The sequence below is a fragment of the Paenibacillus sp. FSL R5-0470 genome (genome assembly GCF_037975205.1).
Classification (GTDB): domain Bacteria; phylum Bacillota; class Bacilli; order Paenibacillales; family Paenibacillaceae; genus Paenibacillus_AQ.
In genome coordinates, this window is the sequence record NZ_CP150238.1 from 266,857 (window position 1) to 280,526 (window position 13,670).

General features: G+C 41.7%; 13 protein-coding genes. 5 read left to right on the forward strand and 8 right to left on the reverse strand.

From position 1 onward, the window contains the following. Positions 1–20: 20 nt before the first annotated feature. The 4 genes from MKY99_RS01235 to MKY99_RS01250 form a co-directional block, all read right to left on the reverse strand. Positions 21–1,010 carry a LacI family DNA-binding transcriptional regulator gene (locus MKY99_RS01235; RefSeq protein WP_042184112.1) on the reverse strand — a complete coding sequence of 330 codons (990 nt, stop codon included), beginning with the start codon at positions 1,008–1,010 and terminating at the stop codon, positions 21–23. A gap of 133 nt (positions 1,011–1,143) precedes the next feature. Beyond that, the gene (locus MKY99_RS01240; RefSeq protein ID WP_339268221.1) at positions 1,144–2,529 is read right to left on the reverse strand and encodes a sugar ABC transporter substrate-binding protein; all 1,386 of its coding nucleotides are present in this window, start codon (positions 2,527–2,529) and stop codon (positions 1,144–1,146) included. A 53-nt stretch (positions 2,530–2,582) separates the two neighbouring features. After that, positions 2,583–3,461 (reverse strand): carbohydrate ABC transporter permease, encoded by an 879-nt coding sequence (locus tag MKY99_RS01245; RefSeq protein ID WP_042184115.1) that lies wholly within the window; start codon positions 3,459–3,461, stop codon positions 2,583–2,585. Then, the gene (locus tag MKY99_RS01250; RefSeq protein ID WP_042184117.1) at positions 3,458–4,351 is read right to left on the reverse strand and encodes a sugar ABC transporter permease; all 894 of its coding nucleotides are present in this window, start codon (positions 4,349–4,351) and stop codon (positions 3,458–3,460) included. Before MKY99_RS01250 ends, MKY99_RS01245 begins: the two co-directional genes overlap by 4 nt. A 360-nt stretch (positions 4,352–4,711) precedes the next feature. Between MKY99_RS01250 and MKY99_RS01255 the strand changes: the two genes are divergently transcribed. After that, the gene (locus MKY99_RS01255) at positions 4,712–5,509 is read left to right on the forward strand and encodes a hypothetical protein (RefSeq protein ID WP_339268223.1); all 798 of its coding nucleotides are present in this window, start codon (positions 4,712–4,714) and stop codon (positions 5,507–5,509) included. On the opposite strand, the gene MKY99_RS01260 is transcribed toward MKY99_RS01255, so the two are convergent. Genes MKY99_RS01260 through MKY99_RS01270 form a run of 3 tightly spaced genes read right to left on the reverse strand, consistent with a single transcriptional unit; the run spans position 5,504 to position 8,632 of the window. Further along, positions 5,504–6,853, reverse strand: a complete 1,350-nt coding sequence (locus tag MKY99_RS01260) for a Mur ligase family protein (protein ID WP_339268225.1) — start codon at positions 6,851–6,853, stop codon at positions 5,504–5,506. The two genes, MKY99_RS01255 and MKY99_RS01260, sit on opposite strands and share 6 nt — an antisense overlap. A gap of 14 nt (positions 6,854–6,867) precedes the next feature. Further along, entirely contained in the window at positions 6,868–7,989 is a 1,122-nt protein-coding gene (locus MKY99_RS01265; RefSeq protein WP_339268226.1) for a hypothetical protein, read from the reverse strand. Beyond that, positions 7,982–8,632: a hypothetical protein gene (locus tag MKY99_RS01270; protein WP_339268227.1), complete on the reverse strand. Its 651-nt coding sequence runs from the start codon at positions 8,630–8,632 to the stop codon at positions 7,982–7,984. The genes MKY99_RS01265 and MKY99_RS01270 overlap by 8 nt, the downstream gene beginning before the upstream one ends. 286 nt (positions 8,633–8,918) lie before the next feature. Here MKY99_RS01270 and MKY99_RS01275 point away from each other — a divergent pair, with 286 nt between their 5' ends. The 4 genes from MKY99_RS01275 (at position 8,919) to MKY99_RS01290 (ending at position 13,265) form a co-directional block, all read left to right on the forward strand. Beyond that, on the forward strand, positions 8,919–10,301 hold the full coding sequence (locus MKY99_RS01275; protein ID WP_339268228.1) for an ABC transporter substrate-binding protein: 1,383 nt from the start codon (positions 8,919–8,921) through the stop codon (positions 10,299–10,301). A gap of 156 nt (positions 10,302–10,457) precedes the next feature. Further along, positions 10,458–11,300, forward strand: a complete 843-nt coding sequence (locus tag MKY99_RS01280) for a sugar ABC transporter permease (protein ID WP_042184126.1) — start codon at positions 10,458–10,460, stop codon at positions 11,298–11,300. After that, a complete protein-coding gene (locus tag MKY99_RS01285; RefSeq protein ID WP_042184128.1) occupies positions 11,300–12,133 on the forward strand; it encodes a carbohydrate ABC transporter permease in 834 nt (277 codons plus the stop codon). Before MKY99_RS01280 ends, MKY99_RS01285 begins: the two co-directional genes overlap by 1 nt. A gap of 100 nt (positions 12,134–12,233) precedes the next feature. Further along, on the forward strand, positions 12,234–13,265 hold the full coding sequence (locus MKY99_RS01290; RefSeq protein WP_042184130.1) for a LacI family DNA-binding transcriptional regulator: 1,032 nt from the start codon (positions 12,234–12,236) through the stop codon (positions 13,263–13,265). A 164-nt stretch (positions 13,266–13,429) separates the two neighbouring features. Here MKY99_RS01290 and MKY99_RS01295 read toward each other — a convergent pair whose 3' ends face one another. Continuing rightward, positions 13,430–13,660, reverse strand: a complete 231-nt coding sequence (locus MKY99_RS01295; RefSeq protein ID WP_339268230.1) for a hypothetical protein — start codon at positions 13,658–13,660, stop codon at positions 13,430–13,432. Between the last annotated feature and the right edge of the window lie 10 nt (positions 13,661–13,670).

The window sequence follows — 13,670 nt, forward strand, 5'->3', positions numbered from 1 at the left end:
TCCTTGTTTATATGATTTAATTAATTGGAAGTAGTAGATTCCCGTACAATTAACTCTGGGTCAATCTTTACTCCAGCTCCGCGCTTCATCTTTCCAGAGATACGCTTTAAGAGCATTTCGGCAGCTGCTAATCCAATTTTGTCCGAAGGCTGACGGATCGTTGTTAAATATGGATGAAGCTGTGAAGCAATATAATGATCATCATAGCCAATTACAGCTACTTGTTCGGGTACCCGAATGCCAGCTTCCATTAACGCGTTGATGACGCCAAGGGCGATATTGTCATCGCCAGCGAATACCGCAGTAGGTAATTGTCCTTCGTTCAGCCAACGCTTGCAGGTTTCGTATCCCATTCCAATTTCGAAATCACCATGTACAATCTCAAATGGAGTAAGACCTTTTTCCTCAAGCGCTTGTAGGAATCCGGCACGCCGCTCCCGCGTACTACGGAACATCTCCTGTCCACATAGATGAGCAATTGACGTATGACCGAGCGCTAACAGATGACTGGTAGCCATGTAGCCACCTTTGAAGTTGTCAATCGTGATAGAGTAGGTGTCATTCTCGGGCTTTTGGTTATCAATCAGCACATAGGGAATGCCGCGCCGTTTTAATTCCACAATATAATTATCCTCTTCCATCGGAGAGAGTAGAAACAAACCGTCTACACGATCCTCCTGGATTAAATAATGGCTATCATCCGATTCGATGCCTGCTGAGATGGAGATGGCCAAAAAATAACCATGCATCGCTAAGACTTCATTCAGCTCTTTGACCACTGCGTCAAAAAAAGAATCCTGCAGGGTCGTGACAATAATCCCGATAATTCCCGTCTTACCGCTTGCCAGACTGCGTGCAGCTGCATTAGGGCGATAATCCAGCTCTTTAATGGCCTCCAGCACCTTCTGGCGATTATTCTCGCGTACCGATTCGGCCCCATTTAAGACCCGGGATACGGTTACAACCGATAATCCTGATTTTTTGGCTACATCAAAAATACTCACTTTCATCTCTAGTTCTCCTCGCGGCAGATTTTCCGATCCTGTTTTCTACCTTTAGTATACAGGGTTGGCAGACTGTCCGCTAAACGTATGATTTCAAACAGGTATACCGTCCCTAAAGGGACGGCATATCTGCCAAATATTAACGATGAATGATCTCCGTAACTTTTTTCTGAATCGTCGTCATCACCTCTTCCACCGTCTTATGTCCAGTTTCTACTGGTTGCAATTCATTAATGAACATGTCATTAATTTGCGAGTAGTTGGTGATCAAATGGTTGTAGGATTCGAAGCCATAGTTCACAGCACCCTCGTAGACATTTTTGATATCTTGTGGATCGATGCCATCAAAATGTTTATAGTAAGCTTCAGCAGCTTCGGTGTTGACTGGCGGGTTACCGCCACTAAGCTCAATGGATTTCTCCTGCACTTCGGTAGTGATCAAATATTTGATCCATTCCAAAGCTTCCTTCGGATGTTTGGAGTCCTTCAAGATCAGCAGCGGATCGACGTAAAGTGTGCTGCGTACCTTATCGTTGCCTCCCCATGGCACAGCGGCTACACCGATTTTGAAGGGAAAGTCATTCGCACCTGCAAGGTTCCATGAGCCACCGATAGACATCCCGATTTTACCTGCAACAAAGGGATCGCCGTTCTGTCCGGCTACGCTTTTGCTCCACTCGGAGGAAGGAGAGACTTTATCTTTGAAGACGAGATCAAAGAGTTTGTTGTAGGCAGCAATCACTTCAGGGGAATCAAAATAAGTCTCAGAAGGCACGCCGCCATTCGTCCATGTATCCTCTGAATAAGGCTGCGCTCCAAAATATAATGGCCGCATATCGCGTTCAGACCAGGTGAAGTCTACGCCATATTGTGTTTTGGCAATATCATCGGAGACGAGAGTCATTTGTTTAGCCTGGTCGACCATCTTTTCAAACGTCCAGCTCTTATCTTCATAATCGCTTGTTGGGTAAGTCAGTTTGGCAGCATCAAACATGTCTTTGTTATAGAGCATCAAGGTGACATACATATTAACTGGGATACCATATGTGTGATCTTTAACCTTATAAATGTTCATCAGGTTCTCCGGGATGTTGTAATCCGCTGCCTTGAAACCATCCTCTTTTAAAAGGTCGGTCAAATCGAGCAGCATATCCTTGTTGTAGTATTCTGCGAAACCTCCATAACCCCAGTGACTTGTCACATCGGGTGATTTGCCACCGGCAATTAGCGTTTGCAGCTTGCTGTCGAACTGCTCATAAGGTGCTTTTTCCACTTTTACTTTAATGTTCGGGTGCTGCTTTTCGAAATCGGGAATTAATTTCTCAACAAATGTCCGGTCTTCTGAATCTATTGTGTAATGGGTGATGGTTACCGTTTCTGCTTTGCCTCCTGAATTAGTCGAGCCACCAGTTCCTTCAGATAGAGTGTTACCCGCCGATTTGCCGCCGCCACAGCCTGACAATGCCAGAACAACAAGCATGGTTGTTGCAAGTAAAAGCGCACTACTTTTCCTGTTCTTGTTCATTAGCTAAACCCTCCATGATTTCAAGTATATTTGGCCGCCCGGGTGGCGGATTATTACTTAATCCCTGTAAGTACAATCCCTTCGACGAACTGTTTCTGTGCTACAGCAAACAGCGTAACGATAGGAACCATAGCTAGAACCGAAGCGACCATCAGCAAATGCCAAGGTGGAATGCGGAATCTCGATGAGGTGAGAGAAGCCATCCCGACCGGTAGCGTGAACTTCTCTGACGAGCTTAGGTAAAGCACCGGTGTAAGCAGATCGTTCCAGTTGTAGATAAAAGCAAAGATAGCTACAGTTGCAAGGGCGGGTTTGGAGAGTGGGAGTGCTATAGTAGCCCACATCCGTATTTCGCCGCATCCATCAATGCGTCCGGCATCAAACAGCTCTTCAGGCAACGTGGAGAAGAATTGGCGCAGCAGGAAAATGTTATAAGCTGAGCCGAAAAAAGCAGGCACAATCAAGGGTAGGAAGGTGTCGATCCAGTTCATTTGCGAAAAGAGTACGAATTGCGGAATCATAATGGCTGGATAAGGCAACATCATTGTGCTCAACAATAGGATGAACCATATCTGATTTCCTCTACCTCTAAATCTGGCGAATCCATAGGCGACCAGTGCTGAAGAAATCAAGGTGCCTACAACGCTGAGGCCGGCAATAATCAAACTATTTTTGTAAAGCGTACCGAACTGCAGGGTATCAAATATTTCTGTGTAATTGCTCCACTGCCAGCTCTCTGGAAGAAAGGTGGGTGGGAACTTCAGCATCTCACGTTTGGACTTAAGTGAAGTGGAGACCATGAAGAACAAAGGAAGCAGCATCAGAAATGTTGTAACTACTAAAGTAATAAAGCTAAAAATCTTAACAGGCTCCACTTTCCGGCGGCGTTTGGTTCCTTTAGTCTGGGGGCTTAGCGCTCTGACTGTACTCATTTGCGTCCGCCTCCTTCGTAGTGAACATAACGGTTAGACAATTTCATAATTAGTGCGGTGCACAGCATAACTACGATGAGGAGCACCCATGCCAAGGCTGAGGAATAACCGGCACGATATTCTTTGAAAGCACTGGTGTAGAGATTATAGACATAGAACCAGGTAGAGTAATTCGGACCTCCTTGAGTCATAACAAAAGCTTGGGTAAAGACTTGGAAGGAATCAATCAGTCCCATAATTAGTTGAAAAAGCAGCACGGGAGAGATCATCGGCAAGGTAATGTTCAAGAAAATTCTGAAGCGTCCGGCACCGTCAAGGTTAGCGGCTTCGATCAAGCTAGCCGGTACGCCTTGCAGACCTGCGAGGAATAAAATCATTCCTGAGCCTGCTGTCCAGAAGGTCATGATGATCAAGGCATATAGTGCAGTGTCCGGGTTCATCAGCCAAGCCGGTCCATGAATACCGAACCAGGAAAGGATGTAATTGAAGAGCCCGATCTGCGGGTTGAAGATCCAGTACCATAGGAGGGACATGGCCACGCCGGATACCATGCTTGGAAAATACATGGCCGTTCGGAAAAAGCCGCGCAGAGGAATGGTCTGGTGAAGCAATAGCGCAAATCCAAGACCGAGAACAAGCTGGATAGGTACACCGATGAAGGTATATCTCAGCGTGACAACCACCGATTTCCAGAATAGGTCATTGTGAAACATCTCTGTGTAGTTAGCGAGCCCGATAAACTTAGGCGGGTGTATGATGTCATAATCAGTAAAGCTGAAGTAAAGCGATGATAAGATAGGATAAAGGGCGAATACTAGGAAGCCGATAATCCAAGGAGAAATGAACAGATACATGTAGAAAGTCTGCCGCCTGTTCTCGCGATTGATCATGACACACCAACCTCTCATTTTAAAGTATAAGCGCTTTAACTTTTGGTCGTGCTAATACTATTAAGAAGCAATAATAATAGATACCTTGGTATTAAAGTTTAACCGCTTTAACTTTTTGGTTCGCTTGATAAGATTATCATAGAGGATGATCACTAAATAATCAATACTTATTTTTAACTATAAAAGCGCTATCAGTCATTAAACATAACATTAACCCTGTTATTTTTTTGGGAAAGTCCCTCGAACAAGATTTCTAAGGTTTTTGTGATAGTAATTATAACATGTTAATGTTATTTTCGATTGATATTTCTCATGCTATGATTAGGTTTGGTCATATTTTGTTAGAAATGAGGAAACTGAATGACGACTAGACCTTACTTAAAAATGATCCAGCATTCTGTTACAACCTCAGGGATTACCTTTGAGGAAGTTACACCGAATTTCGTATATAGAGCTACGGATGGATTGAAATCATTTGTGATGGTAGACGCTGAGATCGGACTAAACAACAGTGCTTCTACGATCATTGCTATGAGTAAATCTCTAACTTATGACGTTTTGCATAAGGCGAATATCTCCGCGGTAGAACATATCTATTTGCCACATCCTGACTCCAAATTTAACAACTTGAATCCTTATTCATTCGCTGAACGTTATTTCCAAACGCTTAATGGGGTGGTAGTTATGAAGCAGGATAACGGGGCGCAGGGAAATCATGTGTACAAAATTAATGAGATAGCCGATCTGCACGAAAAGCTGGATTTATTATTTTCTTTACAGCTTAATGGGGCAATAGGTCCCTATTATGAAGCGGAGATTGAGTATAGAATCGTAACTTTTAATCACCAGGCGCGTGTATTCCTTGGCAAAAAAAGAGTTCGCTCTTGGAAGCACAATTTGATTAACGGGGCTGTTGCTATTGAGGTTAGCGATCAGGCCAAACGAGCGGCGCTTGCGGCGCTTGCTTCCGAGACCTCTAAAGCGATGGGCCTTGATTTCTGCTCCGTGGATATTTTGGAGACAGATCAAGGCCTCAGGGTGATCGAAGTGAATCATAAGGTTATGCTAGATGAGTATTGTAAGCAGAATCCAAGTGAAGTGCCAGCTCTATCTGATCTTTATCAGGAAGTCATTCTCCAGCGCTTTGAGAAGCTATAAGCCGATATCGAGCAGCGATTGCCCGAATAATCTTTTGGCATTTCCGATAAAGGTTTGCGTGCCGACAATTACAATAATCTCGGAAGACGAGCCAGTTTGTATGTGCGTTAGAGCGTCCTCTAAATAGGGGAACTCGTAACTTTGTTCGATAAAACGTTTGGCAACATGGAGTGCATCTGTAGGAAAAGAAAGATGACTAATATCGGGCTTTGTGATGATTAATTGATCCGAGACCGAACTCATCACTTCGATAACCCCTGGGTAATCTTTATCTTTAGGGACACCGATAATTGAAGTTACAGCTCGGCTGCGGTCAGGATTCACCAGTTGAATAAGCTCAGCCAAATAGCCTGCCGACTCTTTATGAATTGCTCCGTCAATTATTGTTAATGGATCATGGCAGATCACTTCACAGCGACCCGGCCATTGTAATTGTGCAAAGCATTTGAGAACGAGTTCCCTATTCAGAGGACCACTTGTAATATCCTCACATAGTGCGACTGCAGTGGCTGCATTTAGAGCTTGAAATTGCCCCAATAACGGAATCGTTAAGGACGGGTAAACCGCTTGATTTGTCTGAACATTAAAAGTAGTTCCAACGGGTGTTATTGCAATAGAGTCAGCCCAGAACTGCTCCTCATAATACTGCACAGCGTTGGAAGTGAGGTTCGCTTTTATAGTCGCAAGTACGCTCGATTTCTGTTTGCTAATATAGACGTTAGTAGCCTTGTTTTTGACGATACCCAGTTTATGTAGTGTAATGCTGTTCAGGTCAGGTCCCAAATTAGCTACATGTTCCTCCATAATCGGAGTAATGACAGCCCAATCATTCTTCAGGACATTCGTGTCATCAAACCTTCCGCCTCTTCCACATTCAATTACATTGAAATCGGTATGATTCTCCTTGAAGTACAACGTCGCAATCGCCAGACCCACCCCAACAGGACCTTGATACTCATCAGCGGCAAGCTGATCTTCAATCGTTTGAAATCCCTCGCGAACCACATTTCCTAATCGTACAAAATCCTCTGTGGATATGGCCCGCCCGTCAATCCGTATTCTTTCGTTGAAATCAACCAGATGAGGGGAGGTAAACAAGCCCACTTTATAGCCTAGGTGACTTAACAAAGAAGAGATAAACCTTGAGGTGGAGCCCTTACCTTTACTGCCTGTGACTAGTATGTATTGTTGATCTCGATCCGGATTTCCGACTAGATCCAGCAATTCTCTGGTTAATTCCGGTCGTCTAACTTGTCCATCCAAAGTTTCTGTGATGTTGTTAATGGCTCTTAGATAAGAGCTGTAGATCATATCTTCTACCTGGGCTTGTGAAGTGAATTCCACGATCATCGCTCCATTTAGTTAATTTTTGCTCGTTCTTCAGATAGCGTCGTGTAGATGATTATCGGAAGTAGCATCAGAGAAATAGCAACGGTCAGAGCGATGCTCCAGCTCAAATCCTTATACAGCTGTACTACTGTAAACAATAGAGCAATTACAGGCAAGACCAGCTTATTTAAGTGTTTTAAGAATAGGGAGTTCATGCTTCTCTTTACGGTAACCGATGTGCCGATACTGGGGATTTCTAGTTCATTTCGTGACAAAGCGGTGATTCCAATAAATAAGTGGCTGTCGATAAATTTGAGCTGATCATCCTCCTCATTTAGCTTGATCAACTGGGCAATATGCTCAGTGTCTATATCTAAGATGGGGACGGTGATTTCTTTGTTGTTATAGGTGATGACGATTTTATCGGTCTCTTCCATGCCCAGTAGCTTTCTAACATTGGGGTGAATTCGGCATAGATTTTGGTGCTCATCAAAAGGGTAGGGATGTCCTACTCTTAGCGTAAGCTCTCTTTTGCCAATAAAAAGATTTCCTAATGCGGTTAAGGGATGTTTGATTCCCATATGTATAAGTTTATGTATGCCTGGCTTGGACTGAGGACTTGTTCTTGCACGGGTAATAATTAGTTGATCATCCTCAGTGGCATGAGTCTCAAGTAACAACATGATATATCTGTTGAAATATAGTGCATTCGGCTTGGCTGTGTCATCCTCTTTTAACGTTAAGTTTACCCGAAAGCCATTCTTAGGATTAATCAGCTCTACATGGTTCGAATATTTGCGGACGAGCGTTGGACAAGCTTTGACATAAGGTTTGGCAATCTCGTCCACTTTAGGAATTCCCCGAAAAATCGTGTTGTACTCAGGTTTAGTAATGGTTAATCCTGTTATGGGGCAATCTCCTAGCTTGTCCTTTGCTCTTTTAGATAATTGAATACTGCCTCTAGGGATATCACTTTTAGATAAAAGCAAACAGCTAACCTGAGCATCATTCTCTGCTTTAAGCTCGACAAAGATATGGTGGACTAAGCCTAATTCAGCCAGCTCATCGGGGTTCATCGTGAGTTCTTCCCGGGCAGTATAGCTTTGTTTGTCCAATAGGGTGAAGGTCTGCTCGATATTTATGTTAGGCACCTCCCAATTGATTGATGATTTGTTCGAGGGAATGAATGGTTTTTTGGAATAAATCAAATGATTTCGGGTTACGATAATTTCGATTAATTTCAATTTGAATACTTTGAACTAACAGCTCTTTGGCGGAATACGATGTGACCGTTCCCAGATGAGATGCAGAAAATGTATGGTTTTGATGAACATTGGTAATACCATTATTGAAAAAAATACGTACGACTTCATTTATGTTATTTTCTTGTATGGAAGTTCCGTGTAATGTACCTAAATCAATATCAAATTCCCTATCCTTAGAGGCACCATGCAAGTCTATAACAAAGTTAATTTGATGTTCTTTGACAATTGTTCCAAGTGCAGCTTTATATTCTCCGCCAAGGATGTAATTGGGGTCTTCTTTGGAGAAGCTATTGGAATAGATACAGTAGCAATTGGTGAGCTTTTGTAACAGCAGCGCAAGAGAACCTGTATACATGTCCGCAGGTTTTACTGCATGCTCTCTATAGTGGTTAATGGTATGCGGAGCGGACACAAGGACAGGAAGAGTACCTTTTACAATGGAGTAAGAGGGCTCTACCCCGATATCGCCAAAATAATTATTATTAGAGAATTGTAACTCATACTTTTCGATCAGAGATAAGATATGCAATCACCTATTCATAGTTATTTTAAAAAATATAAGAAAGTCGAAGGCGTTTATACTTGTCTATTATAACGTTTGAAGATTTGTAATGGCGAGTTTCTGCAATAAAATGGTTATTGAAATGTTCCAAACGGTGTGCTAATATTTCAATTGAAAACGTTACCGATAAGGATACCGGAAAAAAGCGGAGAATATTTAAGTGAAATGAAAACGCTGACATTATTCTCGGTGAGCAAGCTCGGAGACGTCTTTAAGAGAAGTAATTTAATAAAAAGTTCGAGGGGGAAGAAAAATGAAGAATATTAAAAAATATCTAGGGCTCATGTTGGTAATGTCTATGGTTGTAGTCTTGGCAGCAGGGTGTGGGAATAAAGAGAACAATACAGCAACCAATAATGGAAACGCTTCATCTGGTAAAAATGGATCGGTTTACTTTTTAAACTTCAAGCCTGAAATTGCAGAGATATATGAAAAAATCGCTAAGGATTACGAAGCGGAGACAGGCGTTAAAGTAAAAGTCGTAACAGCTGCAGCAGGTACGTACGAAACCAAATTGAAATCCGAAATTTCTAAGTCCGATGCACCTACGATCTTCCAAATTAATGGACCTGTTGGTTTCCAAGCTTGGAAAGATTACACCTTGGATTTGAAGGATACTAAGCTATACAGCTACTTGTCCGACAAAAGCTTGGCTGTAACTGAAGGCGAAGGCGTGTATGGTATCCCTTACGTAGTTGAAGGATACGGTATTATCTACAACGACGCCATTATGAAGAAATACTTTGCTTTAGCTGACAAAGCTGTTTCGATCTCGTCCACAACTGAAATCAATAATTTCGAGACTTTGAAAGCAGTAGTAGAAGATATGACCGCTAAAAAAGATCAACTGGGCATCAAAGGTGTATTCGCCTCGACTTCCCTCGCTGCGGGTGAACAATGGAGATGGCAGACTCACTTGGCTAACTTGCCACTGTACTATGAATTCAAAGACAACACTGAGTTTGATAACACAGTTCTTGCAGGTCTAGCTTCTAAGGAAGTTGAATTCAAATATAACGATAAATTCAAAAACATATTTGATCTTTACATCAAAAACTCTGTGACTAAAGAATCCCTTCTGGGTAGTAAATCTGTAGCGGACTCCATGGCTGAATTCGCACTGGGTAACGCAGCAATGGTTCAAAACGGTAACTGGGCTTGGTCACAAATCAATGATGTAGATGGTAACGTAGTTAAAGCTGAGGACATCAAATTCTTGCCTATCTACACAGGTATGGAAGGCGAAGAAAAACAAGGTCTGGCTGTAGGTACAGAAAACTATTTGGCAATCAACAGCAAAGCCTCTGCTGAGAACCAACAAGCTTCTATCGCATTCTTGGAATGGTTGTTCTCCAGTGAAAAAGGTAAAGCTTATGTAACGAACGACTTAGGTTTCATCGCTCCATTCAACACGTTTGAAGACAGCGAAAAACCAGCAGATCCACTGGCTAAAGAAGTATCCGCTTGGATGGAAAAAGATCTGACTTCCGTAGCTTGGACATTTGCGGCATTCCCAAGTGAAGAGTTCAAAAATGTCTTTGGTGATGCGCTCTTGCAGTATGCTCAAGGCAATAAAACCTGGGATGAAGTTGTAACCATCTTTAAGGACACTTGGAAGGCTGAAAAGGCAAAATAATAAATGCATGGAAAAATGATTGAATAACTCTCAGTTGTTATAAAGATAAAAGCTTAGTGCTGCTGGATTCCCGTTGGAATTTCAGTGGCACTAAGCAACAATTCGAGTGAATTCATCTGTTTCATCATTTTCCATCCTGAGATAGGAGAAGACTCCATGGAAAAATCGATAAGAAAATATTTTGCTCTTTTTGCATTACCGACCATAATAGCCTTTGGGATCGCATTTGTTGTACCTTTTCTGCTAGGTATATATTTATCCTTTACAGAGTTTACTACCGTTAATGATGCAAAATGGATAGGGTTTGGCAATTACATTAAAGCATTTTCAAATCAAGAATTTCTAAATGCACTAGGCTTTACTGTTAAGTTTACAGTTCTATCTGTTCTTACGATTAATGTATTCGCCTTCATACTGGCGATGTTGTTAACTAGAAAGCTAAAAGGGACTAACGTATTTAGAACTATTTTTTTCATGCCTAACTTGATAGGCGGTATCGTATTAGGGTATATCTGGCAGCTGATCTTTAATGGGATTCTGTATAAATTTGGAGTTACTTTGACCTCTGACGCAACTTATGGATTTTGGGGATTAATCATCCTTATGAATTGGCAATTGATAGGTTACATGATGATTATCTATGTTGCAGGTATTCAAAATGTGCCTAAGGATATAGTAGAAGCCGCAAGAATTGATGGAGCTTCACGTTCAAAGATTTTACGTAATGTGACGATTCCACTCGTAATGCCATCCATTACCATTTGTTTATTCTTAACGTTATCGAATTCATTCAAATTGTTTGACCAAAACTTAGCGTTGACCGCTGGTGCTCCTTCTAAGCAGACCTCGATGTTAGCACTGGATATCTACAATACCTTCTACGGAAAAACAGGATGGGAAGGTGTCGGTCAAGCGAAAGCCGTCGTATTCTTTGCACTGGTAGCCTTAATCGCCTTAGTGCAACTTGTCATTACTAGAAGAAAGGAGGTTGAGAACTAATGCAACAGACTAGAGCAAAAGACTATTCCATATTCACCATTTTGTTGGTCTTGGCCATTGCGTTCTTATCTCCGATCTTTATTGTTCTGATGAACTCCTTTAAAGGGAAGTTCTACATTAGTGATACGCCTTTCTTATTCCCTAATGGAACTACTTTTGTTGGTTTGAAGAACTATACTAGCGGTATAGCGAAGATTGATTTCTTCAGTGCTTTTGGAATGTCCTTGTTTATCACGGTGTGTTCTGTTGCTGTAATCGTGTTATTCACTTCCATGACCGCATGGTATATTACTCGGGTGAAATCAAAATTCACGAACTTGATGTATTACGCATTTGTGTTCTCGATGATCGTACCGTTCCAAATGGTTATGTTCACAATGACTAAGACAGCCAATGTACTGCATCTCGACAATCCGATTGGGATTATCTTGATCTATCTGGGATTTGGATCAGGGCTATCGGTATTTATGTTTAGTGGATTTGTGAAGTCCATCCCACTGGAGGTTGAAGAGGCGGTTATGATTGATGGATGTAATCCACCGCAGGCGTTCTTTAAAGTGGTATTGCCCATCCTTAAGCCTATAGCTGTAACCGTAGCGATTCTTAATGTAATGTGGGTATGGAACGACTTCCTGTTGCCTGACCTTTTGATCGGTACTGAATACAAAACCATTCCTATTGCGATACAGTACCTAAAAGGTGGATACGGATCGATTGATATGGGAGCTATGATGGCGATGCTAGTTCTAGCTATTGTACCCATCATCATTTTCTACCTCACCTGCCAAAAATATATTATCGAAGGTGTCGTTGCAGGAGCCGTTAAGGGTTAAATAGAATATGTATGTAGAAGCGAGTAGGGTGCTTTTCTTGTGGAGTCTTCTCTTCAAGAATCCCCTACTTTCTTATTTAACGTGTAAAGGAAAGGTAGAAATGGAGAGATTGACTATCATAGATATCGCCAAATTATGTGGGGTTGGCGTGACTACAGTATCTAGAGCTATAAATAATCATCCGGATATTAATGAAGAAACAAAAGCGATGGTTATGAAGGTCATCAAAGAAAACCATTATGTACCGAATAACAGTGCCAGAAATTTAAAACGTTCCGATTCGAAAACGATTGCAGTATTGATCAAAGGGATATCAAATCCATTTTTCAGCCCGATGATTAAAGTATTTGAAAAAGAGATCCAGCGAAAGAAATACTCCTTTATCCTACAGCGAGTCGATGAGAATCAAGATGAGATCGAAGTGGCAATTGAGCTGGAGAAAGAAAAGCGCCTGAAGGGAATTGTGTTCCTGGGGGGATTATTCTCACACTCTCAGGAAAAATTACAGCAATTGACGGTTCCATTTGTCCTCAGCACGATTGGGATGACGGAAGAGTTTGATCTAAGTAACTATTCCTCCGTATCTGTAGATGACTTTAATGAGAGCTATAAAATTGTAGACTATTTATGTAATTTGGGACATGAAAAAATAGCAGTTATTACCGCGCCTGAAGATGATGTGAGTATCGGTAAATTAAGATATGAAGGATATAAAAAGGCTCTTTCTGATCATGGAATAGCTTATAATGAACGGCTAGTACGGCGGATGAAAGAGAATATTGACAGCTATAGTATGGAAAATGGATATGCGGTTACAAAAGAGTTGCTAGAGTCAGGGGAAGAGTTTACTGCTATTTTCACCTTGTCGGATAGTATGGCCATCGGTGCTTGTAAAGCCATATTTGAAGCAGGCAAGCGAGTTCCTGAAGATTACTCTGTGGCAGGTTATGACGGACTGGATATTTCCTTCTATTATAATCCTTCTATTACTACCATCAAACAGCCAGTAGTAGAAATTGCGGAAGCGTCGATTAAGATTTTGTTTGATCTCATTAATAAGAAGGTAAATCATGCGCATCAGATTTTCCCTGCAGAATTAATCGTTAGAGAATCTACGAGATCTATATTGTAGTGTCAAAAAATTTTATAGGTTTATGTTTATTTACGAATCGGGGTGGGGAGATAGAGCCGCAAGAGATTAAACTTAATGAATCAGCAACATCACACGGTTTCTCGCCGCATTCGGTGACCCTACTCGGATTCGGATTGATATGTTAAATGGGTTTAGTCTCATTGTTAAGTTAACCAGGCATTTACCATGTCGGCTACGGGTTTATAGATAAATATCATCCAGCCTAAAGGGTTAGAGACTGGGATATGGAATGCGTTAATTACGCCAAAAAAGGTTCCCAACAACAGAAGAAATGAGAACACCCACAGCTCCTTGAATAATTTTTTCCTCCACATAAGGGGTACTTCAACAGCTATAATAACAGCCACAACGATGAGGATCACTACTAAATCCAATATTTACGAC

Bases quoted from the DNA above. Each gene is read 5' to 3' on its own strand.
- MKY99_RS01235 (WP_042184112.1), bottom strand. From the start codon at position 1,010: ATGAAAGTGAGTATTTTTGATGTAGCCAAAAAATCAGGATTATCGGTT.
- MKY99_RS01240 (WP_339268221.1), bottom strand. From the start codon at position 2,529: ATGAACAAGAACAGGAAAAGTAGTGCGCTTTTACTTGCAACAACCATG.
- MKY99_RS01245 (WP_042184115.1), bottom strand. From the start codon at position 3,461: ATGAGTACAGTCAGAGCGCTAAGCCCCCAGACTAAAGGAACCAAACGC.
- MKY99_RS01250 (WP_042184117.1), bottom strand. From the start codon at position 4,351: ATGATCAATCGCGAGAACAGGCGGCAGACTTTCTACATGTATCTGTTC.
- MKY99_RS01255 (WP_339268223.1), top strand. From the start codon at position 4,712: ATGACGACTAGACCTTACTTAAAAATGATCCAGCATTCTGTTACAACC.
- MKY99_RS01275 (WP_339268228.1), top strand. From the start codon at position 8,919: ATGAAGAATATTAAAAAATATCTAGGGCTCATGTTGGTAATGTCTATG.
- MKY99_RS01280 (WP_042184126.1), top strand. From the start codon at position 10,458: ATGGAAAAATCGATAAGAAAATATTTTGCTCTTTTTGCATTACCGACC.
- MKY99_RS01285 (WP_042184128.1), top strand. From the start codon at position 11,300: ATGCAACAGACTAGAGCAAAAGACTATTCCATATTCACCATTTTGTTG.
- MKY99_RS01290 (WP_042184130.1), top strand. From the start codon at position 12,234: ATGGAGAGATTGACTATCATAGATATCGCCAAATTATGTGGGGTTGGC.